General features: G+C 60.4%; 16 protein-coding genes. 3 read left to right on the forward strand and 13 right to left on the reverse strand.

The window, feature by feature from the left end:
• Window positions 1-8: 8 nt before the first annotated feature.
• Both NEK97_RS15410 and NEK97_RS15415 read right to left on the reverse strand, forming a co-directional pair.
• Window positions 9-971 carry a carbohydrate ABC transporter permease gene (locus NEK97_RS15410; protein ID WP_257370678.1) on the reverse strand — a complete coding sequence of 321 codons (963 nt, stop codon included), beginning with the start codon at window positions 969-971 and terminating at the stop codon, window positions 9-11.
• Window positions 968-2,386 carry a sugar ABC transporter substrate-binding protein gene (locus NEK97_RS15415; protein ID WP_257370679.1) on the reverse strand — a complete coding sequence of 473 codons (1,419 nt, stop codon included), beginning with the start codon at window positions 2,384-2,386 and terminating at the stop codon, window positions 968-970. Before NEK97_RS15415 ends, NEK97_RS15410 begins: the two co-directional genes overlap by 4 nt.
• Before the next feature lie 53 nt (window positions 2,387-2,439).
• Here NEK97_RS15415 and NEK97_RS15420 point away from each other — a divergent pair, with 53 nt between their 5' ends.
• A complete protein-coding gene (locus tag NEK97_RS15420; RefSeq protein ID WP_257370680.1) occupies window positions 2,440-3,453 on the forward strand; it encodes a phosphatase PAP2 family protein in 1,014 nt (337 codons plus the stop codon).
• 116 nt (window positions 3,454-3,569) lie between these two features.
• A complete protein-coding gene (locus NEK97_RS15425) occupies window positions 3,570-4,919 on the forward strand; it encodes an acyltransferase (RefSeq protein ID WP_257370681.1) in 1,350 nt (449 codons plus the stop codon).
• A 79-nt stretch (window positions 4,920-4,998) separates the two neighbouring features.
• Here NEK97_RS15425 and NEK97_RS15430 read toward each other — a convergent pair whose 3' ends face one another.
• The 6 genes from NEK97_RS15430 to NEK97_RS15455 form a co-directional block, all read right to left on the reverse strand.
• A complete protein-coding gene (locus NEK97_RS15430) occupies window positions 4,999-7,824 on the reverse strand; it encodes a S8 family serine peptidase (RefSeq protein WP_257370682.1) in 2,826 nt (941 codons plus the stop codon).
• Window positions 7,825-8,019: 195 nt separating this feature from the next.
• Window positions 8,020-10,824, reverse strand: a complete 2,805-nt coding sequence (locus NEK97_RS15435; RefSeq protein ID WP_257370683.1) for a S8 family serine peptidase — start codon at window positions 10,822-10,824, stop codon at window positions 8,020-8,022.
• A 170-nt stretch (window positions 10,825-10,994) separates the two neighbouring features.
• Window positions 10,995-11,918 (reverse strand): hypothetical protein, encoded by a 924-nt coding sequence (locus tag NEK97_RS15440; protein WP_257370684.1) that lies wholly within the window; start codon window positions 11,916-11,918, stop codon window positions 10,995-10,997.
• Between the two features lie 58 nt (window positions 11,919-11,976).
• On the reverse strand, window positions 11,977-13,194 hold the full coding sequence (locus NEK97_RS15445) for an MFS transporter (RefSeq protein WP_257370685.1): 1,218 nt from the start codon (window positions 13,192-13,194) through the stop codon (window positions 11,977-11,979).
• Between the two features lie 155 nt (window positions 13,195-13,349).
• The gene (locus NEK97_RS15450; protein ID WP_257370686.1) at window positions 13,350-15,101 is read right to left on the reverse strand and encodes a cell wall anchor protein; all 1,752 of its coding nucleotides are present in this window, start codon (window positions 15,099-15,101) and stop codon (window positions 13,350-13,352) included.
• A gap of 98 nt (window positions 15,102-15,199) precedes the next feature.
• Window positions 15,200-16,183 (reverse strand): hypothetical protein, encoded by a 984-nt coding sequence (locus tag NEK97_RS15455; RefSeq protein ID WP_257370687.1) that lies wholly within the window; start codon window positions 16,181-16,183, stop codon window positions 15,200-15,202.
• A gap of 709 nt (window positions 16,184-16,892) precedes the next feature.
• Between NEK97_RS15455 and NEK97_RS15460 the strand changes: the two genes are divergently transcribed.
• On the forward strand, window positions 16,893-17,324 hold the full coding sequence (locus NEK97_RS15460) for a choice-of-anchor P family protein (RefSeq protein WP_257370688.1): 432 nt from the start codon (window positions 16,893-16,895) through the stop codon (window positions 17,322-17,324).
• Between the two features lie 102 nt (window positions 17,325-17,426).
• On the opposite strand, the gene NEK97_RS15465 is transcribed toward NEK97_RS15460, so the two are convergent.
• From NEK97_RS15465 to NEK97_RS15485, 5 genes are all read right to left on the reverse strand, one after another.
• Entirely contained in the window at window positions 17,427-18,299 is an 873-nt protein-coding gene (locus NEK97_RS15465; RefSeq protein ID WP_257370689.1) for an MBL fold metallo-hydrolase, read from the reverse strand.
• A gap of 168 nt (window positions 18,300-18,467) precedes the next feature.
• Window positions 18,468-20,063 carry a carboxypeptidase-like regulatory domain-containing protein gene (locus NEK97_RS15470; protein ID WP_257370690.1) on the reverse strand — a complete coding sequence of 532 codons (1,596 nt, stop codon included), beginning with the start codon at window positions 20,061-20,063 and terminating at the stop codon, window positions 18,468-18,470.
• Between the two features lie 279 nt (window positions 20,064-20,342).
• Window positions 20,343-21,896, reverse strand: a complete 1,554-nt coding sequence (locus tag NEK97_RS15475; RefSeq protein ID WP_257370691.1) for a polysaccharide pyruvyl transferase family protein — start codon at window positions 21,894-21,896, stop codon at window positions 20,343-20,345.
• Between the two features lie 152 nt (window positions 21,897-22,048).
• The gene (locus NEK97_RS15480) at window positions 22,049-25,006 is read right to left on the reverse strand and encodes an Ig domain-containing protein (protein WP_257370699.1); all 2,958 of its coding nucleotides are present in this window, start codon (window positions 25,004-25,006) and stop codon (window positions 22,049-22,051) included.
• Window positions 25,007-25,305: 299 nt separating this feature from the next.
• The gene (locus NEK97_RS15485) at window positions 25,306-25,953 is read right to left on the reverse strand and encodes an S-layer homology domain-containing protein (RefSeq protein WP_374111539.1); all 648 of its coding nucleotides are present in this window, start codon (window positions 25,951-25,953) and stop codon (window positions 25,306-25,308) included.
• Window positions 25,954-26,212 lie beyond the last annotated feature (259 nt).

The following is a 26,212-nucleotide window of genomic DNA, read 5'->3' on the forward strand; positions in this document are numbered from 1 at the left end:
GGCGGGCCTCACTGGTAGAAGACGAATCGTTTGCTGAGCCGGAACTGCGCGGCGGTGATGGCCATGATGATGAGCGTCAGGATCACGCCGATCGCTGAAGCCTGGCCGAACTCGAGGCGCTGGAACGCGGACTCGAAAATCACCATCACCGCCGTCCGCGTCGAGTCGCCGGGCCCACCGCGGGTGAGGACGTAGGGCTGGTCGAACACTTGGAGGGCGTTGATGATGGCCATGACGGAGGCCACCAGGGTGGTGGGACTCAGGAGCGGAAGCGTGACGTAGAAGTGCTTGCGCCAACCCGTGGCACCGTCGATCGACGCAGCCTCGTACGTCTCCACGGGAATCGACGCCAGGCCGCCGATGAACAGCAGGAACGAGAACCCGAAGTTCTGCCACACGTAGACAAGGATGACGACGGCGGCCGACCCTCCCGGCGTCGTCAGCCACGGGACTGCCGGGATTCCGATCAACGAGAGCATCCAGTTCACGACGCCGAACTGCTCGTTGAAGAGGTAGCGCATGAAGATCGAGACCGACGCCGCGGACAGGATCAGCGGGAAGAAGAAGGCGGACCGGAAGAACACCCTGAGCCATGCCGGGAGTTTCTCCTGCACCATGATCGCAAGCCCGAGGGCCAAACCCAGCTGCAGCGCCACGGCCACCACCACAAACACGATGGTGTTCACGAATGAGACGCGGACGGTGGGATCCTGGACTACTTCGGCAAAGTTGTCGAATCCCACGAACGTCGGTGCCGAGATGATGTCCCAGCGAAAGAACGCCAGCGCAATGGAGGCAATGATCGGAAGCAGGGTGAAGATGCCCATGCCCACGATCGTTGGCGCAAGGAAGGCCCACGGGAGCCACCGTTGTTGGACGCGGCCGCGCTTGGACGGCTGGCTGTGCTTGTGGGTTGTTTTGCGTCCTGGTTCGCGTCCCGTCCCAGTGGGCGTGCTGGTTGCGGTGCTCATGGCTGCCTCCTCAAGGCAAGTTCAAGGTCGCGTTGCATGGAGCTGAGGGCGTCTTTGAGTTGGCGCTCATCGCCGCTGACGGCAAGGCTGACGTTTTTCATCAGGGCGGTCTCGACGGCGGCCTGCTGGGGTGGCGCTGGAATGGGACCTGTGGTGGGGAAACGGTCCAGGGTGTCGTAGAAGACTTTCCAATTCCGGGGCCCGGTTCCCGAGTAGAGCTGCTCGTTGACCATGGAGCGCCGGGCCGGAGTGGTGTTGGGCGTGGGGAACACGATCTGCATGGCTTCGAGGCTGGAGCTGAACTTCACCCATTCCCAGGCGGCGTCCTTATCCTTGGCGGTCTTCATGATCGCGTACCCGGCCGTACCGAACTGGTGCCGCTGGGACCGCCACTTCGGGAAGAACTGGACGTCGAAGTCGTTCTCTGTCATCCCCGCTTCGTGGAGGCCTTGCACCCAATAGCCGCCTGCCGGCGTCGTACCTATCCTGTTGGAGGCGAAGAGGCCGATGAGCGAACTGCCGCCGCCTTCTTCGGGCCGAACACCGAGTCCGTCCTTGACCAGTCCGCGGAGGTAGTCGAAGGATTCGAAAACCCGGGGATCGTCGGCGTTTGGTTCGAGCCATTGGTAGCCGCCGGAGCGGAGGCTACGGGTGGGGTCGTTGGCGTAGAAGCCGTCCCAGAACCACTCCCCGCCCGGTGACTTGGTCTCTTTGAGGAAGCTGGTGTCGTTGGCGTAGAGCCACGGCACCACTCCGCCGAAGAGACGGTTGGTCCAGTAGTAAGGAGTGAAGTCCTTTGGGTTGGCCTTCTTCATGGCGGCCAGGGTGCTCCGGAAGTCGGTGTGCGTCCAGTTGTCGGCGGGCCGCTCGAGTCCGGCTTTAGTGAGCGCCGTGGTGTTGTAGTACATGTTGGCGGCGTTCCAGTCGATGGGGAGCTGGAACAGGCTGCCCTTGTACATGAACGCTTCCACCAGGCTGGGGTGGACGTCCGCAAAGTATTCCTTCATGTCCGTTGCGTCGCGGCGAAGATATTCGTCCAGCGGGTGGGCCAGTTTTTCCGCGAACAGCTGGGCACCTTCGGTGGCCACATAGACCACGTCCGGCGGGGTTCCCGCTGCCACCATGGTGAGGATCTTGGTGAAGAAGTCCTTCCAGTCCACGGCCTGGATGGCTTGGACCTTGACCTTGATTTCGGGGTGGACTTTGGCGAATGCGTCGATGACCTTCTGGCGGGCTGCGGCGTCTGCGGCGGTGCCCATGATGGCGATACTGAGGCTGTTGTCTCCCCTGCCCGGAATGTCTGCTCCTGTGAGTCGCGGCCACGACGCCGCAGTTACTCCAACAATCCCGGCGCCGAGGGCTGTGAGGGCACTTCTGCGTGTGAATTGACGCAAAGCCCCATTGGTTCCCGACATGTAGATTCCCTTTCCTAACACGTGTTAGGTAGACTATGCTCGGCACCTAACACGTGTCAAGCGTCACAGAAATGTTGCAAGGGTCTCACGTCGGCCCGCCGCGCCGGTGCACACTTCACACGAGGCGTCCAGCGAATTGTGGCAGTCTTGAGAGAATGAGTTCCCAGCAATTCCGCACAAGCGGGAGGTCAAGCAAACGGCCGCTCCAAGCACGCGATGCCGGCTCCGGCACAGGATTCCTTTTCATCCTGGCCACCATCGCCAGCGTCGTAGGCCTTGCTGCGACCTACTACTTCTTCGTGCGCACCACCATGGGCCAGTTCATTGATGAGTCCGCATTGGTCGAAGCAACCGAGCTGGGTGGAAACGCGGGGCGCGCATCCACCAGCCTGCTGGATATGCTCCCCATGCTCTCCCTGGCCATTGCCACCCTCATGGTCATCTTTGTCACGGTAGCCCGGCGGCGGTGGACTGCTGCGGGAATCGCCGTAGTCGCCTGCATCGGAGCCAACGCGGCCACCCAGATCCTCAAATTCCTCATTCCAGACAGGCCCGACCGCGGCGTGCAGACGCTGGAGCTCAACTCGCTCCCCTCGGGGCACACCACCTTGGCCGCTTCCGCAGCGGCCGCCGTCTTCCTCATGGTCTCACCGCGCTGGCGCCCGCTGGCAGGCTTCCTGGGCAGCACCTTCGCAGTTGCCACCGGCGTCTCGACGCTCATCAACCAGTGGCATCGCCCGGCCGACGTCGTTGCGGCCTTCCTGGTGGTGGGCGCTGTAATGCTCCCGGCGGGCTGGCTCATCCTCCGGACCGGCAGCAGCTGGAACACGTGGAAGGGATACGGCGAACACTGGGCAGCCTCCCGGCTCTGGGTATGGCTCACTGTTGCCGCCCTGCTGATAGCCATCGCAGTGGCCGGCTACTCCTTGATGCAGGTCATGCCCGGGTTGAGCGCCGACAGTACCGTCGACTACTTCTGGGCCGGCACCGCATTCATCGTGATCGCCGGCTACCTTTCGGCCCTGGGCGGCACTTGGCTGTTCGGCCTGGCGGCACGCAAAAGCTAAAGGCCCGCTCCCAGCCCTTTCACCGCGTCGACAGATCTACCCATGGCATCCCCGGATTCCTTGCATTACTATTAATCCAATCGTTGGAATAACAGTGCAAGATCCGAGGAGCCTTCATGTCTTCCACCCCCACCGCCAAGCTGCGGACTCAACCCTCCGCCGGGCCAACTGCGATCCCCGATTCCCGGGACCTGGTTGTGGACCTCATCCGGGTCGCGTGCATGTTCGCAGTCGTGGCTGTCCACTTGCTCATGATGGGTATCAGTGTTGACGGGTCCGGCATTGGAGTCGGAAATCCGTTGACGTCCCTGAGCTGGTTCGCCCAAGGGACGTGGTTCGGTCAGGTCATGCCACTCTTCTTCGTGGTGGGCGGCTTCGCGTCACTGACTTCGTGGCGAAGCCTTCAGCGCCGCGGCGGTGACGCAGGCGACTACCTCCGCAACCGGGTGTTGCGGCTGGTCCGCCCCACGGTTGCCTTGTACGCGTTCCTCGCCGTTGCGTTGTGGAGTGCGACGGCGGCCGGCGTCCCCGGCGATCTGCTCACGGTTATCGCTGCGGGCGCCGGAGTTCAATTGTGGTTCCTGGCCGCATACCTCATCTGCCAAGCCATGGTGCCCACCATGGCCAAACTCCACAGCGTGGCACCCTACCGGACCATTGCGGCGCTGGCCGCGGGCGGCGTCGTCGTCGATGTTGTTCGCCTGGGCTTGGAGCACAATCCCTGGGGCTTCGACTCAAATCCGATCGGGCTGCTGAACATGGTGTTCGTTTGGGGGTTGCTGCAGCAACTTGGGTTCTTCTATGCGGACGGATTCTTTGATCGATTTGCGCGCTGGAAGCTGATTCTGGGAGCTGTGGCCTGTTACGTTGCGCTGATTCCACTGACCCACGCCGGTCCGTACCCGGTGGACATGCTGACCAACCAAAACCCGCCGATGTTCCCGCTGATCCTTGTGGGTCTGGCCCATGTCCTCCTGGTCAAGGCCGTGTATCCCGTTTTGCAGGGGTTCGTGAGGGTCGGCTGGGTGCAGAAGACCATGTTCGTGGTCGGCAGCAGGGCCATGACCATCTACCTGTGGCACCTCCCGCTGATCATCGCGATGTTTGGCATCGCGCTGCTCCTCCGGCTTCCGTTCCCCGAGCCGGCGAGCGCCGAGTGGTGGTTGAGCCGTCCCCTGTTCTACGTGGCTGCATGGGCGCTTGTGCTCCTGGTGTCCACACCACTGGTCCGGCTGGAGCTAGCCGGCACCGCGCTCACTCCAGGTGCGGCCCGGCCCGCGATGTGGCGCATCCTGACGGGCACCGTAGTGGCGATCATCCCGCCCTTCGTGGTGATGCGGACAGCGTTGGATACAGTCAACGCGACGTGGGGACTGGTGTTGCTTGTAGTTGCTGTGGCTTTGGTGACAGGCAACGTTCCTGACCGGGCGTGGAAGTCGCCCCGTCCGGTCGCGATGGGCTCCTGAGCCTCTTTGAAAGCCAAACGGCCGCAGAGCAACCTGATGGGGGTGTTCTGCGGCCGTTCTCTGTGGTCAGGACTGCTAGCTATGGCATGCGGTAGAGGAAGGCCGCCATGGCGTCGCGGTTGATGGGCTCGAGAGCCTTATAGACGAAGTTGCCTTCGCCGATCTGCCAACCTGTCGAAATGCCGGTGACCTTCATCCAGACCATCTCTTTGTAGAACTGCTGGTTCGGGTCAAGATCACTGAAAGGCGGAGTCGTGGGAGCTTCATAATCCGGTTTGTTAGCCAAACGGTAAAGGAAGGCAGCCATCGCATCGCGGTTGATGGGGTTCAGCGGCCGGTAAGTCCGAGATCCGTCCGATTCGGTCCAACCCGACGAAATGCCACTATCGGCAAGCCAGGACATTTCCTTGTAGAACTGCTGGGTGGTCAGGACATCCTTGAACGGCGACTGCGCGGGCGGCGTGTAATCGGGAGATCCAGCCATCCGATACAGGAACGCAGCCATGGCATCGCGGTTGATGGGTGTTACCGGCCTGTAGGTGACCGACTGGTCCGCTTCAACCCAGCCCGTGGAGATTTTGCGATCCGCCAACCAGGACATTTCTTTATAGAACTGCTGGGTGGTCAGGACATCCTTGAATGGCGAAACGGCCGGCGCAGTGAAGTCCGGGCCCTTGCTGCTGAAGTAGGCCTTCCATTCGGAGGTGGCGCCGTTAAGCAGCGCCCAGCCTTCCTTCGGCTGGGCAGTGACCTTCACCTGGCCGCGGGCAGTGCGGGTACCGGCAACGACAGTTTTACCGTCCACCAGGTAATTCACTGACTCCGACTCCGGGATGGTGTAGCTGTCATTGGCCATGTATGGCTCTTCGTTGAAGATGACAGGCGCGGGGGTCACCGCTTTGTCTGCGGCGACAACTGTGGACGTGGGCTTGCTGGTCATTTGCAGCAACCAGTACGGCGTCTTCACGCCCGTTACTTCCACCGTCAGCGTGGAACCAACGTCCTCGCCTGTGAGTGTGTATTCCGGCAGGCTGGAAACGTTGTCACCCGTGGTACCCGCCTTATGGCGCGTCCAGTTGTAACGCAATTCCACGGGCGCTGGTTCCCAGGTTCCGGCATCGACGGTCAGGGTGCTCCCGACATAGGCATTGCCAACAATAAGGGGAACCACGCCACTCAAAGTACCTGGAGTGACCTGCGCTGTGGGTTCGGAAGTAGCTGACACAGCCGGAACATAGGACTTAGTGGCAGTAACCGTCACAGTTATCGCAGCTTGGTGGTCGTCTGCCACCAAAGTGTAGGTGGGGTCAGTGGCACCGGCAATGGGTGCGCCCCAACGGTTCCACTGGTACGTCCATTCCGCTGAGTCCACATTTGACCACGTGCCGCGGTCGGCGGTCAGGGTCTTGCCCACTGCGGCCTCGCCGGCAATGGTCGGGGTTCCTGCAACGATCGGTGCTGCGTCCGCGGCCACCTGCTTCACCGTGGCGTTGGCGTCTACCAGACCCGAACCGCACCCTGTGCAACCTGCTACCGGACGGGCATTGGCCTTCAGGCGCTGTTCGACGTCTGCCGGTGTGAGGGCGGGAAGCGTGGCCAGCATCATCGCTGCAACAGCTGCGACGTGGGGGGCCGCCATGGAAGTACCGGATTTCAGGTAGTAATCCTCGATGGTGGCTGTATCAGCACCCTGGTTGAGCGTGGACACGATCCCGTTCAGTGCGTCTTTCGTCATGTCTCCGCCGGGAGCCATGACGTCCACGTTCGCGCCAAAGTTGGAGTAGTAGGCCCTCTCAGCGGTCCGGGTGCTTGCTCCAACCGTGATGACGTTGTTGCAGTTGGCCGGGCTGACCAGGGACGCGTCAACGTTCTCGTTGCCAGCAGCTACCACAACGGCTGAACCCTGGCTCCGGGCGAAGTCCAAGGCATTCTGGTAAGTGGCTGAGCAGGTCCCGCGGCCGCCCACGCTGAGGTTTATCACACGGGCAGGGTTGGCGTTCGCGGGGACGCTGGGCACCGCACCACCGGCTGCCCACCTGATACCGTCTGCGATGTCTGACGTGTAACCGCCGCAGGTTCCAATGGCTCGGATGGGCACGATCTTGGCCTTCGGAGCAACGCCGGCTACGCCCTTGTTGTTACCGGCAACTGCGGCGATGATGCCGGCGACGTGGGTGCCATGCCAGGACGACCGGGCACCTGCGCGCCCAGCTGCACACTGGTTGTCGGAGGTTGCGTCACCTTCGTCTCGGGGATTCGGGTCGCGGCCATCGCCATCACGGGCCGTCGTCGCGTTGGAGATCATGTCATACCCGGGCAGGACGTTTGCGTTCAGGTCGCTGTGGTCCAGGATACCGGTGTCGATGACGGCGACTGTGCTGCCTTCGCCCCGGCTGACATCCCACGCCCCCAAAGCATTGATGCCCCCTGTTCCCGCGCCAAGGCCCCACTGGAGGTTGTAATAGGTATCGTTGGGCGCCGTGGCCAAGGTCTGCATAATGGCATCGGGTTCGGCGTACTCCACGGCCGGGTCGGCGGCCAGTGTGGCCACCAGCGCACTTGCCTCCTGGGCTGCGAGTTTACGGTCGGTTTTGACCACTTCCTCCCCGGTGGAGGTGGTCCGCAGGCTCTTGACGGGTACGCCCACAGAGTCGGCGGCTTCATTGAAGGACTTCTGCGGGTCCACGGACTGGATCCCCGCGCGATCCTTGAACTTCACAATGAACTGGTCTGTCGGAGTTGCCGGAATGGTTGATGTCACCGGCAGAGGCACGGCGCTCGGAAGCGGCGGCGCAGGCGTGTCGACAGCTGCGGCCGGGAGTGCAGGCAGGGCTGCGCCCACCACGGCCACGACACTGAGAAGGATTAAACGAGAACTAACCACGGCTTTCCGCTGGTTACGCATATACAGTCGCCCTTTTGCTCAAAACGCCCCCCAAAGAGCGCTGAAAAATGGCCGCGAGCGCAGCCAAAAATGAGTTTAGCCAAGAATTTGAGATTCCTGCGAATCTCCTGAGGGACTTTGAGCTGACCGTTTTGGCGACACGGGCCGGCTGCAGGTATTCCTGCAACCGGCTCAGGTTGATATTCGCGGTTCGCCCTACGGCATGCGGTAGAGGAACGCCGCCATGGCGTCGCGGTTAATGGGTGAGAGCGGGCGATAGGTCCGGCCACCGTAGGCGTCCGTCCAACCGGAGGAGATCTTCTGCTCAGCCAGCCATGCCATCTCTGTATAGAACTGCTGACTGACAGCTACATCCTGGAACGGTGAAGTGTACGGCGGCCCATATTGGGGTGACCCAGCCAGCCGGTAAAGGAAGGCTGCCATGGCGTCGCGGTTGATGGGAGCCAGCGGCCTATACGTCTTTGAGCCGTCAGCTTCGGTCCAGCCCGAGGAAATACCGCTTTGAGCCAACCATGCCATTTCCTTGTAGAAAAGCTGTGAGGTCAGCACATCCTTGAACGGAGACTTCGCCGGGGGTGTGTAGGCAGGCGAACCAGCCATTCGGTAGAGGAAGGCAGCCATCGCATCACGGTTGATAGGTGTCAAAGGGCGGTATGTGAGGCTCTTGTCCGCTTCCACCCAGCCGGTGGAAATCCTGCGGTCGGCCAACCATGCCATTTCCTTGTAGAACTGCTGGCCGGTGAGGACATCTTTGAAGGGCGACTTCGTCGGCGGTGTGTAGTCCGGCCCCTTGGCGCTGAAGGTCGCAGCCCACTCTGTGGTGGACCCGTCCAGTATCAAGAAGCCGGGTTTAGCACTTGCCCAAATCCTCACGGGGCCTCTCGCCATATGGGTTCCAGGCGCAATAACGCCGCCGCCCCAGTGTTGATACTCAATACCCGCCGACGCAGGAATGGTGTAGGTATCTCCGCCCATGTAGGGTCCGTCAGCAAAGATTACGGGAGCGGGAGTGAGGACTTTGTTGGCGGCCAGGATTGTCACCCCTGTGGTCCGGACGAAAGGATTGTATTTTGGCTTGGTGCCCGTGATGGCCACGGAAACTGTTTGTCCTTCGTCGGCCTTAACCAACGTGTATTGGGGACTGGTGGCTCCTGCGATCGGACTACCGGCACGGCTCCACTGATAGCTCAGCTCTACAGGCGCTGGCCCCCAGTCGCCCGGCTGGGCGGTAATGGTATTGCCCACGTAGGGCTGACCCTTAATGCTTGGGTAATCGGCTCCCAGATCTCCAAGCGGAATGGTCACCGTCGGCGCGGAAGTCACCGAGATGGTGGGAGAGTTGGTTTTTGTGCCTGTCACAGTGGCGGTGACTTTTGTACCAACGTCATCTGCCGTCAGATAGTACTCCTTATAGGTGGCCCCAGGTATGGCGATCCCGTCGCGATTCCACTGGTAGGAAAGCGCAACGCGGAACTTTGGGCTCCACACACCCGGCTCGACATACAGGCCATATCCAACCATGAAGTAGTTGCCACCAATTTGCGGCGTGGACGGCGTAATGGGTGCGTCCGCCAACGACACGTCGAGCGTTGCGGCGGCGGCGTCCAGAAGGCCCGCCCCGCAATCCGTCAGACACTGGTACATCGGCTTGGCTGTCGCTTTCAGCCGTTCTTCCAGTTCGTCAGGCTTGAGCGAAGGCCTGGCAGAGAACATCAACGCTGCGGTGGCGGCTACATGTGGCGCCGCCATCGAAGTGCCCTGCATCAGGTAGTAGCCCTGTTTCGCTGGCCCGTCCAGGCCGGTGTTCCCTGTGGACAGCACGCCCTCCACGGGAGCGTTTCGCATGTCGCCGCCCGGCGCTGAAATATCAATGGTCGGACCGAAGTTTGAGTAATACGCCTTGCCCTCGAAAGTGGTGCTGGCACCCACCGTTATCACGCCACGGCAGTTGGCCGGGCTGATCTGCGAGGCATCAATCCCTTCATTGCCGGCAGCCACCACTACAACTGCTCCCAACCCTCGGGCAGTATCAATGGCTTTCTGATAGGTGGTGGAGCAGGCCGCACGACCACCCAGGCTGAGGTTGACGACTTTAGCGGGGTTGGCGTTGGCGGGAACACCGGCGACGGCCCCGCCGGCACCCCAAACCAAGGCGTCCGCGATGTCGGAACTGTAGCCGCCGCAAATACCCAGTGCCCTGACGGGGACTACCTTGGACTTCGGGGCCACTCCGGCCACGCCCTCATTATTTCCAGCAACCGCTGCGACAATGCCCGCAACGTGTGTACCGTGCCAGGACGATACCTCTGCCGGCACTCCCTCACCACACTGGCCTTCTGCCCGCGCGTCACCTTTGTCCTGTGGGTAGGGGTCGCGGCCGTTGCCGTCCCGGGCATTCTCGGCAGAGCTGATCATGTCGTAGCCGGGCAATATGTTGGCATCAAGATCGCTGTGGCTGACGATTCCCGTATCGACGACGGCGACCACACTGTTGGCACCGCGGGTAATGTCCCAAGCTTCCAAGACACCCAATGCGCGATGCGGCCACTGCACATCGTAATAAGAGTCGTTGGGGGCCACAGCGAAGGGCCGCATCATGACGTCCGGCTCTGCGTACTCGACGTTCGGGTTAGAAGCCAGGGCAGCAACAAGCTCCCCCGCTTCGTCCGCCCCGAGCTTGCGGTTTGTTTTGACCACCTCTTCACCCGAAGCAGTAGTGCGCACAGACTCCAGCGAAATGCCCACGGCTTCGGCCGCCGACCCGAAGGCCGATTGCCGGTCTGCCGACTGAATGCCGGCCCGCTCTTCAAATTTCACAATGAACTGATCCGTGGGAGCAACACTGGCGTCAGTGGTCATGGCACGTGGGGCGCTGCTAAGCGCCGGCACGGGTGCATCATCGGCGGCGGCGGGAACAGCCGGTAAGCCAACTCCGACGAGGGAAATCAGGCCCAAAAGGATTATTCGAGAGCGCACGTGGGCTCCCCATCGGTTCTGCATAAACTGCGCCCTCTGTTTAGTACGCCCCCCAAAGAGCGCAAAATTGGCCGCCTGAGTGCGGCGAGCACGAGTCTAGCTACTAATTCAAGGTTTCTGTGAATTTCCTGAGAATTACACCGATGTGGGGAACATGCGCACCCTGTAACGGTTGTAAAAGCCCTACATGCGAGCTATTTGACAGGAGCCGGCGCGGTGTCCACCACACGGCGTTTCACATCATGCCGGGTGGTTTCGGTTTGGAACCCACAAGCTGACAATCCCGCTGGCCAGTCCCCCCGACACGCAGCCAACTCCTCGAAGCAAGCCCTCAATAGCTCCTTTGGTGGTGGAGTGTGACCGTCGCCAGCGTCAGGTCCCCACCGATCCATCAGCATAAAGAGGTTCGCCGATTCGCCCACGACATCCAAGAAAGGGATCTGGTGATTTTGGATATGGAACCAATCTTTGGCGTTCTGGATCAAGGCGACAGTGTGTCCAAAACCCGCAGCATATGAGGGTAGTAGGTCGTGAGCCACACTTCCCGGTAGCTCAGACATGTCTTGGCCTTCCATCTCCCAGGCATGGGTCATGTATCTCCCTACAGCTCCAGGATAGAAACGTGAGATTGAAGTCTGGGGATTGACCGCCAGCGCAAGCGACGTCGTGAAGTACCTCGACAATGCCAGGCTGGCGTAACCGCCGCCAGAGCTGCCGAAAAAGATCACGTTATACCCTCCCGTCGCCCGGAGGATGCGTCTGATGACGTCCGCCAACGTTTCCTGGAGGTCTGGCTGTTCGCTCGATCCCGCGTACCACGCGAGATTGAGGTCTGAAGATTTCCGAAGGCTGGGGTCAGAAATGAAAATCCGGTTAACGGGCAGCCCGGAAGTCACGCCTTTACCCAGGAACCACGGCAGACGAACATCCTTTTCAGCTGCGCCGTGGAAACACACGAGCGTTGTATCCGAGTTTGTGGGTAGGTTCAGGATCTCGATGGGCAAGCCCTGGTGCTGAATTTCCAACAGCCCCGCAGGCACTTCTTCCGACGACAAGAACGCTTGAAGGTCCGGGAAGGAAGTCGGGACGGGTGTATCAGCGGGCTGGTTATCTGGCACCCCGGTAGTCTAGCCGTCACATCCGTTCAGCCCTGAATCAGTTCGAACGCTGACCTCACTAGTAGTTCCGGCGGTGCTTCAGCCTCGGAATCGCGACGGCGAAGACCGCCGCCGCTGCGAACCCCAGTATTCCGGTGGCCCAGACGCCGACGGACAAGGACACCGCGGCCGTCAACCCGGACAGCAGCACCGGTCCCCCAGTTGCCCCCGAATCTGCGATGAACCTCCAAATGCCAAGAAAATGACTGCGGCCGTTATCCGGGGAGAAGTCGGCACCCAACGTCATGATCAGCCCCGAGCTGATGCCGTTGCCAAATCCGATCAGCAGGGCTGCCAGCAGCAAGGATACGAATCCGCCCGTGAAGGGGATCAATATCAGCGCTGTGCCCATGATCAGCGTGGACGGGACAGCTACCCATTGCCTGCCCTTCCTGTCCATGAGCTTTCCCGCCGGATAGAACACCAGCATGTCGATCGCCCCGGAGAGCCCGAAGAGCAGCGACGCGTGTGTGGCGTCGAGCCCCAGGTGATCCGCCCACAGCGGGATAACCACTTGTCGTGATGCCCTCAACGCGCTCAGCAAGAGGATCCCAAATCCGACAGTCAGGAACACGCCCGCGTGCGAAACCGCGACGCTCCGTAACGTCGACGCCGGAGGGCGGGGGCCGCCGTCTGACGTTTCAGGGGCGACCAGGTCCGGGATGGTGAGCGACAAGGCCGCGGCCGCCATCATGCCCGCGAAGCCCACCCAGTAAGCCCCACTGATGCCGGCAAACTGCATCACGCCGGCGCCGACGAAAGGCCCGATGAAGATACCAATCCTGGTCACGCCGCCCAAGGTGGAGAGGGCTCGTGCCCGGAAGATGACCGGCACGGCTTCGGTGAGAAACTTTTGCCGGGCGAGGTTGAAGACGCTCGCCGACATACCCACCAACGTCATGGACACTGCCAACAACCAGAGACCGTTCTCCACCTGCGGTGCGAAAGCTGAAGCGCCCAAGGCAATAGCGCCCAAAGCGCCGGCTCCAACGATGGACCATCGTTCACCGAACTTCTCCGTGATGATCGACGCCGGGATGTTGAAGAGCCAGGAGCCTATGCCAATGAGAGTTACGACCAACGCCGATACTGCAACGGAGGCGCCGAGGTCGCGGGCAGAGAGAGCAATGACCGGGAGGACGGCACCTTCGCCAATACAAAACAACAGCGCGGGCCCGAAGGCCGGGAGTGCGATGCTGCGCAGGCTGAAAGCTTGGTTTGTCTGGGTTTTGGTCATCCCTTTCATCCTAGGACTGCGGTAGCCGCAAGCCGGGCCAGCATGACGTTTCGCAATGCACGCACCAATGCGATTGCACACTGACCACCTCGGAGGTGTTGCGGTTCCGGGCTCCGGAACCGCAACACCCACATGCGAAGCGGGATCGTCCGAGACTACCGGCGGCTGGCTACTGCCTTCCGACGCCCAGCTGCAGCCAGGAACAGGCCCATCAGGAGCATGGCTCCCGCTGACAGAACGAAAGTCTCGTTCAGGCCCGTCTTAGCCAGCACGCTTGGGCCTCCGACGGCGGTCGGAACCGCGGTGGTCGTCGCACCCTTTGTTACAACGGCGGCTAAGACGTTGCCGGCTTGGGTGCCAGCGCTGCCGGTGGTGATGAGACCGGCGGTATTGATACCGGTTGTCGGAGTACCCGAGGTGTTCTCTCCACCGTTATCGGGGCCACCGGACGTCGGAGGGGTAACAACAGGCGGGGTAACCACCGGAGGAGTCACAACCGGAGGAGTCACAACAGGCGGGGTCACAACAGGCGGGGTCACAACAGGCGGGGTGACAACCGGAGGGGTGACCGTGCCTACCGAACCGCCCCCAACGCCCACCGAGGTGGAACCAGTGCTGATGGGAGCCGTAATGGGGATGATCAGCTGAGTGCCCGAACCGATGCCCCCAGAACCATTGGTGGTACCGCCGGTGGTCGTGCCCGGCGCGGTCCCGCCTGTGGTGCCCGTACCCGTGGCTGAAGAATCACCCAGCACACCAGCAGACGTCGAACCCAAGCTCACCGGAGCCGTAATCGGAGCAATAACCTGCGTGCCCGACCCAATACCATCCGACCCACTCGTCGAAGCGCCCGACGACGAACCACCAGGCGCAGCACCAGCAGACGAACCGGAAGCGGCCGTCGAGTCGCCCAGCACACCAGCAGACGTCGAACCCAAGCCCACAGGAACCGTCACCGGAGCAACAACCTGCGTCCCCGAACCAACACCATCCGAGCCACTCGTCGACGCACCCGACGACGAACCACCAGGCGTCCTGCCAGCAGTGGAACCGGAGGTGGCGGCAGAATCACCCAACACACCAACCGACGTCGAACCCAGGCTCACCGGAACCGTCACCGGAGCAACAACCTGCGTCCCCGAACCAACACCATCGGAGCCACTCCTCGACGCACCCGACGACGAACCACCATGCGTCGTGCCAGCAGGGGAACCGGAGGTGGCGGAAGAATCACCGCCGACACCCACAGCAGTGGCTCCGACGTTAACAGGAACCGATATCGGAGCCACTACCTGAGCGCCGGACGCAAGACTCTCTCCCCCCGACGTAGTTGCCTGCGCTGGCGCCGAAGCTGCCGGGGCAGGAGCTGATGATGAGGTGGCGGTTGAGTCCCCCAGGACACCGGCCGACGTCGACCCCACCGTGATGGGAACCGTCACCGGTGCAACCACTTGGGTGCCGGACGCAATCGCGCCAGCTCCGCTGGTGCTGGCTGCCGGCGTCGAGCTTGTTGCCGCCGGAGCGGCAGGTGTAGCTGAGCTCGTCGCAGTGGAACCCCCCAGCAGACCCACTGACGACGAGCCCAGGTTTATGGGCACCGTGACCGGAGCGACCACTTGGGTCCCGGAACCGATGCTGTTGGAGCCGCTGGTGTTGGCGGCGGGTGTTGCGCCGGAACCTACAGCGTGTGACGGCGCGGTTTTTGTGGCTGCTGAGTTTCCCAGCAGTCCCAGCGAGGTGGCGCTGAGATTGGTTGGTGCTGTTATAGGCGCTGCCACCTGCGTTCCGGAAAGGACTCCGTCCTTGCCGCTGGTGGTGTCCGCGGCGTTTGCCGCGGTGGCGCTGAGGACAATCATGCCCCCGGCAAAGCATGTGCCGATAAGGCATTTGCGAATGGTCGTGTTCATTGTGATCTTCTCCTGAAGGATCTTGTTCCCAGAGACGTCCGTTGACGAACGTCCTTACAGCCGTCTGCCGCGAAGAGTGGCGCGGCCAGGTCCGGGAACTAGTCAGGAGAGGAGCCGGGGTCAAAACAAACCGGCTCGGGATGCTGCTCATCGCCGGCCGCAGAAAGACCAGGTAGAGCGCCAACGGGGACAATCATTGCGTCGTGCAAGAAAGCAGCGGCGGGGCTTGGTGGGCCATTTTGGGAGCTATTGGATCCGGCCCCAGCAACCCCGGCGGGTACCGCTTCGACATCAAGCGGCAGATCAGCAGGAGCTACAGGATGCACAGCGGACTGCCGGCCCTCCCTGATTGGGACACTCCCCGCCGAATCGAACACGCGGGATATCGACAACACCGGTGGGATGCCTGCGGCCCCCGGGACGGAAGCACGAACAGGCTGAGGAGTGGGCGCTGATGTTTGGAGCCCCACTTGTGTTCCGGTACCTACGGGCGGTGGGGCAACGACGTCGGAACTTGGGTTTGCAGCGGAGTCCGGTGCCATGCTTCCGGCTGGGTTTCCTGGCAAAACTGAACCGACGCCGCCTAGCAGGGGCGGAATGACGGCTCCGTTGGTCGGAAGAACGTTGTCCACTGCATCGACGATCGGTTGAAGAACCGGAGCAGTTACGTCCGTTACGGGTTCCAGTTCGACCGGCTTCAAAACGTCGTTTACAGGTGGAACGAGCACCTCAGCTGCGTCGTCAACACTTCCCGTGATCGGCACAATCACGGCGTGAACGATGCCGCCAGTTGTGTCGCCGGGGACGAGTTGATTGGCCACCGGGATCGTCCTGATGATCCCATCCAGTGATGACCCAGCCTGTTGCACGATAGGCGTCACAGCAGGCACGTGAACAGAAATGGATTTCTCCGGAATCACGGTTTTGACGGCTGCGGCCAACGGCACTTTCGGCGCCGGAATGCTAATGGTGGCCGGTGAAGTTTTCGGCGTGACTGCTTCCGCAACCGAGCCGACGGCGATAGGGGCGGCTTTCGCCGTTGCACCCGGGGACTTATTCACCTCTGCGGTGGCGCTGTCCAAAGTGCCTGTCACTGACGACACCGCTGAGCTGACTTCGCCAAGAAGTGAATGGTTGTCTTGTTGGCCTGAGTCGGCACTTGCCGCGGTTGCAGAGAGAGCCATCCAAATGGCGGTGCCGGCTCCAGCGACCATGACAGAGCGGAGAATGCTGGTAGCACGCGGGAAAACGCGTGAACCCTTCATCTCGACACCCCCAGGTAGTCGCGAACCAACGGTCGCCTTCATCCTAGGACGCACCCAGCCAATTAGTCCATGGCTGGTAGTAAAGAAATCTTAAACATCCGTGGTTGGACACGCACATGATCGCAGCACCAGCACCTAGCGCGGTTAAACACGAAGCGAACTCTTTGCCGAATTCGACAAATTTATTGTTTTAGCCTACTTAGGGGCTGTGCCGTGAGCGCAATCGTAAGCACCTTACGAGATCGTGTAAGACATTCCGGGGAGATATCTGCATGAAGCGTTCGCACGTCGCATTAATGGGGGCGTTAGCACTCGCACTTGCCGGGCCGGTCTCGCCGGCTCTTGCAGCCACTACACCAGCTCAGGTAACCACCGGATTTTCCGGCACCGCGTATGGTTCTTACATTTTCAATGCCGACAAGACTCTGACGTCTGGTCCTACAGCGAGTTCAAGCATCAGTTGCACCGGTGCCACAGGAAAAGACGTCATCAAGCACCGCTGCGGCACTAACTAACCGTCCCTGCCGTGGGAAATGTGGGCGCGGCGTCAACCAGTGTCAAGACCTTGCTGACCGCCACGGGAAAGCGGATCGAAAGCAAATCGACCATCAACGGAGCCAACCTCTTGGGCGGGTTGATCATTGCCGGCGCCATCTCGTCAGAGAGTTCTGCAGATAAGGACACCGCGGACGCATACGCTGGAACGAACACGACGACCATTGCTGACTTGAAGGTTCTGGGCATCGCGGTCGGGGCCAACCCGGGCGCTAATACGGCGCTGGATCTCTCAGTGCCGTTGGTTGGTTCGGTTGGCAAGACTACCTTGAACGGGCAGGATAAGCGCTTGGTCAACGGCGCCTATCGGGTATCGACCACGGCGCTCCGTGTCGAAGTCCTGAAGTCCGGGCTGCCTGGGTGGGTTATTCCAGCACGGGAGTCGCACTCTAGGCGTATGTAGTCGCCAAAGACCCATAGCTACTGGAGCGAAAACGAGGAACGGTCCGTCACCAACCAAGGTGACGGACCGTTCCTTCTATCGCTAGATTGGCTACGCGCTATCTCAGGAAGGGTATGAGCCTGTTTTTCCTGGTCCGAAGTCAGGGGTACCCAGAGTATTACGGCCCGCAGCGTTGGTCTCCTGCAGCCGCTTGATGAACCAGCGGGATTGTTCCGGACCATACGGCAGGACGGGGATGGCTTTGGTTGCGTCCGAGGGCATGTCACGAATCGACTGGGTGGCCTGCCGTACGGCGGTGCTCATGGTGTTGGCCATGGTTTTGACGAACTGGTCGCTCGCGGGCTCACCGTGGCCCGGAACCAGGTGTTCGTATCGGTGCCGCAGCGCAGATATGTGACGCAAGGCGTCCGCCCACTCTTCCGGGTATGAATCCTCGAAGGACGGGTGGGCGCCTTGTTCCACAACGTCGCCAACATACAACGTCGAGCTGGTGCCTACCAGCAAATCACCATCCGTGTGGGCCCTGCCCAAGTAGAACAGCGTCGCAGTGATCCCACCGAGGTCAACTAGCACGGGCTGGTCATGAACAAGTGCATTAGGGACAACGACCTCGACGGCGTCCCCCTCCCCTGCTGCCATCTCCGGTTCGTTTGTGGCGACAAATCGGCGTTGATTGTCGGCGTCTTTTTCAATGGCCGCCGCGCAGTTGGCGTGGGCCCAAAACTCCGTAACGCCGTCGTCCGCAAAAACTGCATTCCCAAAGAAGTGGTCGTAGTGGGCGTGGGTGTTCACCACTACCAGCGGCAGCTGGGTCTTTTCCCGCACGGCATTAAGGATCTCGCGGCCTTGGCGCGGGCCGCAGCCGGTGTCGATGACCATAGCGAGCTCGGAGCCCACCACGAGCCCGGTATTGAGTAACGAACCCTCGGTTTTCAAGACGTAGTTGTCCGGTCCGAGTTCTAGCCAAGCTGACAATGCGTTCTCCGTATCCAATGCAATCCGGCGATGTTCAGGCCTCTACTCTACCCACGGGAAGCTGTGAAACAGCAGAACGGCTTGCTGCGGTCGGGGAGGCTGACAGCCAAAAAACCCATGTGGCCGAGGACAACGCCTTCGCGTGCCCTCCGGCCACATGGATCTCCGCTAGGGGATTCTTAGTTCCGGGCTATCCAAGTACTGGTAGCGGTGCATGAACGCTGCCATGGCATCACGAGCGACAGGCGACACGGGCTGGAAAAGCTTCGTGCCATCTGATTGGGCCCACCCCGTGCTGATACCCGTACCGGCCAACCAGGTGATCTGCTTATAGAACTGGTTGTCGGTGGCTACGTCTGCGAAAGGAGACACCGCGGGCGGAGTGAATGCTGGGCTACCGGCAAACCGGTAGAGAAAGGCGGCCATGGCATCACGATTTACGGCCTGGAGTGGCCGGAAGGACTTTGTGTTGCCCGGCTCAGTCCAACCGGTACTAATATTTTGCGCTGCCAGCCATGTGATTTCTTTGTAGAACTGACTGCTGGGAGCAAGGTCAATGAACGGGGAAACCGTGGGTGGAGTAAACGACGGGGACCCTGCCAACCGGTACATGAAAGCCGCCATGGCATCCCTATTCACGGAACTGAGGGGTGAATAGTTGAAGGTGCCGTCGCCGTTGGCGTAGCCGGTACTGACTCCAGTTGTTCCCAGCCATGTGATGTCGTCAAAGAACTGCGCGCCCACGGCCACGTCCTTGAACGAACTGAACTTCGCCAGGGCGAAATCTACTCCCGTAAGGTTTTGTGGCATTGTCACCGACGTCAACGTCGCAGAACTTCGGAGCAGTTTATTCGCGTACCACTTGGCGGCAAAAGGAACGGGAGTGGTGGTAGCCCCTTCGAAGGTCTTCGTCGGAAGGGCAACAACCTTGTATTTCCCGCTTGGCAGTGCCGGAATCGTGTAGGTTCCATCGGGCGCCGGGTACGTCCAGGAAACTACGTTGGCGAACCAATAGTTCGGGCATGACCAGCCCACTGCCGCCAAGGGCTGAACACTTGCAGGTTCTTCGGGAACTGAGTTGATCGCTGGTAAAGGCACGTCCTCGGGAAAAGCGCCTACACAGATATGCGGCAGTAAGGATGCATCCGGCCCAGTGATCTTTCCGCTGATTTTGGCGCCAACCACCATAGTGGCGTCTATCCCGTCAGCAGTCTGACCAGCCCTCAGCTGAACGGCTGTCGCCGCTTCGTAACTAGACTTGTTTGTGTACCACTGCGTGGCCAACGTGCGGTTATTGATGGCATTGTGACTAAAGCGAACCTTGTATGTGCCCGCCGGGAGGCCCCATAAGGTGTACTGGCCATCGCTTCCAACGAAGAATGACTTGTCCGCTGGGCCCGTTTTGCCGTTCTTAGTGTCGAAGGCCGTGACCAGGACCTCCGTTGAATTCACTCCAGCCGGAACTGCCACCTTGCCTTTGATGAAGGCGCCCTTAACCATCAAAAAATCGATTCCGTTGAGGGCTTGTCCGTCGGCCACAGCAGCAACCTTGCTGTTCTGGAGAAATTCGTCGGAGCCGTAGACCAAGACCTCGTACGTTCCTGCCGGCAGGCCGGTAATCGCATAACTTCCATCTGGGTTTATAGTTCCGTAGACCCTTTCAGCATTGCCGTCCTGGATTTTGGCCGAGATGAAAAAACCCTTGAGGTCCGTTCCAGCTGGCGCGGAGATCGTTCCACTGATGGAGGCCGTCTGAGCCGCCATCGCAGGGGTTGATACAACCCCGCCGAAAATGAGTGCTACCAGAATTCCAAGTGTGGCGGTAGTCAGCCGCCATGTTCTGTTCCGTTTGAACATTGAAGACCCTTTTCCCCGGGCCACGACAGCGCGCCGCCCCCCATATTGCCTGCGGACGCAGACTGAGAAGAATGTAACAAGCCGGAGGCCGCGGAAGGCAACGAACGCCGTTTATGACTTGACTCCACAGCGCGCCGAGCACTCAGTTCAACAGGGATTCGGCCTAGGAAGCCACCGCTAAGATGCCTAAGCGCGAAGCAGGCCCAACCGGCGGCCTATCCGCACCAACATCGAGGAATTAAGGTTGCCCAGCCGGCCCTGCAGGGACTCAACCTCGCGTTCCACAGCAGATATTGCCGAGGACATGTCTTCCAACGCTTGCCTTAAACGCTCACGCTCGGCCTCAGCCGCGGCCAGGGTTCCCGTGGTGTCCTCCAGAGCGTGCGTCAGTCGGTAGAGCTCCACGGACTGGTGCCCGATATGTGCCTCGTTGTTGGCCGTGAGCTTCGCTGCTTCGGGGTGTTCACCAGAGTGAAGCTCCGGGAAAATCGGTTCGGGGATGTCAAGAATCGGAGCGACCGGTGTCGCTCCCTTCAAGGTTTCGACGACGGTGTCCCACCAAGCACTTTGGAAGTCGGCTTGTGATGGGCTAATGGTGTTCAGGTAATCCCTGATGTCACGGCGACGACGCCACAGTTCGTCCACGAACTCATTGAATTCAGGAGTGACTACATGCCGGAGCGACCGCATCGTGTGGCCCAGGCCCCAGTTCGCCAAGGCGCCGCCGAGGCGAACCTCTCCGTAATAATCCACGGCCAGGGCGACGCAAGGAACGCCCGCTCCGAGCGCAAAGACGATGGGGTGATAGCGGCTGGCGACCACGAACTCAGCCTGTGTTGTCAGGGTGGCCGCTTCCTCGGCAGTGAACTGTCCACACACGGTGACGTTCTTAGCCCGCATCCTGCGCTGGATGTCCGCGTGAGTCTCGATGTCGATGTCGCGGTTCCCCGGACGGGACATGTGCGGAATCATGACAACATCAAGGCTGCCCGGTCCCGCAATCCTGTCCAGAATGTCGGCAACCCGTTGGTTGAAATCGTTTCTGTCCATGGCGCCGGTCCCTGGCGCGAAGCTGGCGACCAGATAGGGACGTCCAGGCTTCGGCTGGTACGACGGTTCCGCCGATAGGTAGCCCGCGCCCTCGGGGCTCGCTTTGAGGAAGCTTGCATCGTCCAAAGTCAAGCCGGTCTGGAGGCCGGCTTCATTCAGCATTTCCAGCGACGTGCTCTCACGCACGCTTGCCAGCGCGGCGGACCGGAAGAGTTCAATAGCCGTGTCGTAGTCCGGACCGGTAAGAACGGGGCCGACTGTTTGCCCGGAGATAACGAGAGGCTTTCCCAACGACTCTGCTATGGCGCCAAGTGCAGCACGCTCATATAGCAACCAACCGTAGGGGGAATTCATGTTGCCGCCGCCGGCAATGACCACGCCGTCGGACTCGCCAACGGTCTTGATAAGCGCATGCACTTGGTCGTCTGCCGGGAGAGCGTCCAAGTCGCCAGCCAAAACGGCGCGGATTTCCTTTAGGTATGTCTCGCGCCGGTGTGGAGGCCAGGGAAACTCCAGGGTCTTCACCGCAGATGTGTCATAGAGGCGTGCGCTCTGTTCAGGGTTGCGGGAAAGCAGGACGATGTCCGAAACTCCCCGGGCCTGCAGTTCATCCACCACCGCGTGGGCCATCGCCTCATCGCCCACGTGATAGACGGATTGGCCAATATCTCCCAGAACTACAACTCGCACGATTCCCCGGTGTTAGATCACAAAAAACAGATTCCAGCCTACCGGGTCAGCCTACGGTCAGCAGAAACGCACCAGCCAACGAAAGAAGGCATGACCCCGCAACTGGCGAGGTCATGCCTTCTCAGGGTGCTGAAACTACCAGCGAATAGCCATTAAGGCGTCTTGGAAAGGAAGTTCTGCACGTTCTGCAGAATCGGCGCCCTTGTGTCGTACTCGAGGTAGTTGATATCCATGAGAACTACCACTCGGCCTCGCTTGGACTTCATATCCGCCTCTGACCAGACGCCGCCCACAACAGTGCTATCGCTCCGGGCGAAGACGTTCCGTGCATCGACTCCCCCAAGCCCGCTGATTGCTCCCGGGGCAAGGGGTTCGAAGGCGGACAGAACATTCGGTGCCTTTGAGATCTGGTTGGTTGCTGCCGGATTGAATGTGTAGGGACCGTCAACGTCACCTTGCCTACCCACCACCACATCCTGATCCACGAGCACCTGTCGCAAGACCCGTTGCACTGTGTCGTTCACTTCCTCACAACAAGGCCGTTCGCCCGTAAGGTAAGCCGCGCCGCCGTCGATAATGTAGCCGGCAACCTGCTGTTCCTCTGCTGCGGTCCATCCGTTGTATGACGGGTTCCAGATGGATTTGTAGGTGCCCAATTCTGCGGGAAGTGTCTTGGAAATTACAACGTCCGCTCCGGCGGCCCGGAGGGTTTGAGCGACGTTAGCCACCCCATAACCTTCGTCGGTAGAGCCGTACACAAGGACCTTGTTGCCTCGCACAGGTTTAGGGTTCACCACCAGGGACAATGCCGCAGCTGCAGATATGCCCCGACTGTCGGTCACGCTGAACGTCATAGGTGTTGTGCCGGCAGCCGACGGAGTTCCGCTGACGACGCCAGTTACGGCGTTCAACGAAAGGCCCGCGGGCAGGCTTCCCTTGGATATCTTCCACGCGTACGGTGCTACGCCTCCAATGGCTCCAATCCCAATCTTGTACTGCTTGCCGAGGACAGCTCCAGGCAGGCGCGTGGTAAGGATCTTCAGCGGCTCAATCTTCGGAGCTACTTCAGGCTCCGGAGCGCCAGGCGGCTGCGGCTTCGCGGCCCACGTTGCGATGGTCTTCTCGAATATGGTGCCTGAGTACACCGTCAATTTCGCCGGTGAATCCTCCCAGAAGCAGAACGCACAAGCACCCAGTTCAACGCCGGCTGACGCTTTGAGCTCAGCCATCGGATCCTCGGTGGGGTGGAAGCCGGCCTCCAAGGAAGCTTCGATCTTGCCTGTGATTCCAACGATGTCCATCCATGTGATGCGGGTATCCAAGGCGCCCGTGAGGGTCGCATCGATGCCTGAATCACTGGAGAGCGCAAGAGGTTCATGTTCGGTGCTGCATGACGCTGAGCGGCTTTCCTGCTGGTCCCTCCACTGGTACGAGGTGCCACATTTCAGTACAACAGAGGCGCTGATATCCAACTTGCCGGTTACTTCGAACGTGATGCTCGGCTGGGCGGCCATGACAATCGCGCCTGCACCTGAGGGGACAGTTACCTTCACTTCAGGCACCGTCATAGTGCATTTGCCTTCGCCTGAAACTGCTGCGCCCATGTTGACGGTTATTGATCCGTCAATGTTCGCCTGCATGAGGTGAAGACCAAACCAACCCCACTCAGCGTAGACAGAAGGCTCCAGATCGGGGGTAAGGGACAATCCCTTCAGGTCTGCGGTGGCTCCGCGATCACATTCCATTTTCGGTTTGACCGCGTTCAGAGATTCCTGGGGCGTAGCCAGAACCGGCGGCGTCTCAGCCTGTTGGGCGGACGCGCCCGTTGTGGTGAAGTGAACAGTTCCTTCGGAATAGGCCGAGGAAAGATTGCCGGGTGAGGTCTTGATTAGCTTGGTGCCGGCCGTCGTAACGCTCACGTCATCTGCAATAAGGACTGCTCCGGACTCGACGTTGGCCCAGGGGGCCAGCGTCAGGACCTGCCCCTGAGCCACAACGATGTCTGTCAGTTCGATCGATGTGATCTTCTTGGTGGCGGGGTCCCTTGTAATTGCAACGATGTTGTTGCCTGGGACGTGGATGGTGTCCTGCTTTGGAACTACGACTTCACATGGCTTTCCGATGCATTCCTGCGGAGCCGACTGAGGTACGTCGAGGGTCAGCGTACGCGATACAGTCATGCCGGATGAGTCCGTCGCCGTTACGGTGACCGAGCTGGGACCCGTGACGGTAGGCAACCCGGATATTGCCCCATTGGGTGCGATGCTAAGTCCCTGTGGGAGACCTTGCGCTTTCCACGCAAGCTCTCCGAATCCTCCGGCTCCCTTGAGTTGGTCAAGGTACTTGACCCCGGCAATGCCCTCCATCAGTTGTTCATTCGTGATGGTCAACGGGCTCTTGAATTGCTGGAATCTGTACATGAATGCCGCCATTGCATCGCGGTTCACCGACTGCAGCGCACGGTAGGACTTGGTGCCATTGGACTCATTCCAACCCGTGCTGATTCCCCTTTGGGACAACCACGTCATTTCTTTGTAGAACTGCTGCGACTTGGTGATGTCAGCAAACGGCGTTGCTGCTGGTGCGGTGTAGTCCGGGCTACCAGCTAGCCGGTAAAGGAATGCTGCCATGGCATCCCGGTTGACTGGCTGGGTTGCCCGGTACGTTTTGGTTCCGTTTGCTTCCGTCCAACCGGTACTGATGCCGGTTGATGCCAGCCAGGCCATTTCCTTGTAAAACTGCTGTGAGGTGCTCACGTCGGCAAATGGCGAGACCTTTGGCGGGATAAATCCGGGGCTCCCTGAAAGGCGGTACATGAATGCAGCCATCGCATCCCTGTTAACGGGCAAGAGGGCGCGGTAGGTTTTGGTCCCGTTCGCTTCGGTCCAACCAGTACTGACTCGCGCAGAGGCCAACCATGCCATTTCCTTATAGAACTGCTGCGACGTGGCGATATCCGCAAACGGCGACGTCACTGGTGGCTTGAAATCCTGAGACGTGTCTTGGATGGCGGTGTCCGCGGGTTGGGTAGCTACAGTTGCAGCAACGCCGGTGAGCGACGCCTGGGCCGCAGCTGGAGAAGCTTGGGCCTGTACAAGGCCGGTCAGCATGAGCACAGAGAGAGCAAGGCTCACTCCCGGAACAAAAAGTCTGTTTCTTCGATGTTTATTGCGCACTAAAGTCTGCTTTCCGCGCTGATTGGCGGAAAACCCGCCCCCATTGATGGCTACCGATTAGTGGCCAAGCGACACACTACCCCAGCTTTGTAAGGGACCTTTCAACTGGGGAATTATGAAGGGGCAAATCTCTTAAGTTACGACCGCAGATAAAGTACTTCTTCCGTCGAGAGACATTAGAACGGGAGGTCAGAAAAATCTAACCTCCCGCTCCTTTGAACTAATCCTTGTGCTTACAGTTGTCCGTACTTCTGGTTGTACCTGTACATGAATGCGGCCATCGCATCGCGATTCACGGGCTGGAGCGGCCGATATGTTTTAGACCCGTTGGCTTCGGTCCATCCCGTGGAGATACCTGAACCGGCCAACCAGCTGATTTCCTTCCGGAACTGCGCACCAGCAGGGACATCCGTAAATGCCGCAGAGGAGGTGAACGCGGGCGAGCCAGCGAAGCGGTACATGAACGCAGCCATCGCATCTCTATTCACCGGCTGCACCGGACGGAACGTCTTGGTCCCGTTCGACTCAACCCACCCCGTGGAGATACCCTTCGACGCGAGCCACGTGATCTCCTTGTAGAACTGCGTAGAGGGAGTCACATCAGCAAACGGAGACTTAGCAGGTGGCTGGAACGCCGGCGAACCAGCCAACCGGTACATAAACGCAGCCATCGCATCACGATTCACAGCCTGCAACGGCCGGAACGTCCGGGAACCATTAGCCTCAACCCACCCCGTGGAGATACCCTGCTCAGCAAGCCAGGAAATCTCTTCATGGAACTGGGCGCCGGCAGCCACATCAGCAAACGACACCGCAGACGTCGCCTTGAACGTTCCCGTCCAGGAAGCCGTTGCACCGGGTGCCAGAACATAATCCGTCACCGCACGTGCAGTCACCGTCACCGTCCCCGAACCCGGATACGACCCCGCAGCAACAACCTTCCCCCCGACCAAATACTCAACCCCTGTCGTAGCAGGAACCGTATAGGCGTCGTCCTTCGTGCCGTCCCTATCCGTAAAAACCACAGCAGCAGGCGTCACCACCAACGGGGTCGACTTGAACGTCCCCGTCCACGACGCGGTCGCGCCGGCAGCCAGAACATAATCCGTCACCGCACGTGCAGTCACCGTCACCGTCCCC

Origin of the sequence: Paenarthrobacter sp. UW852, assembly GCF_024608385.1 — a bacterium.
Lineage (GTDB): Bacteria > Actinomycetota > Actinomycetes > Actinomycetales > Micrococcaceae > Arthrobacter.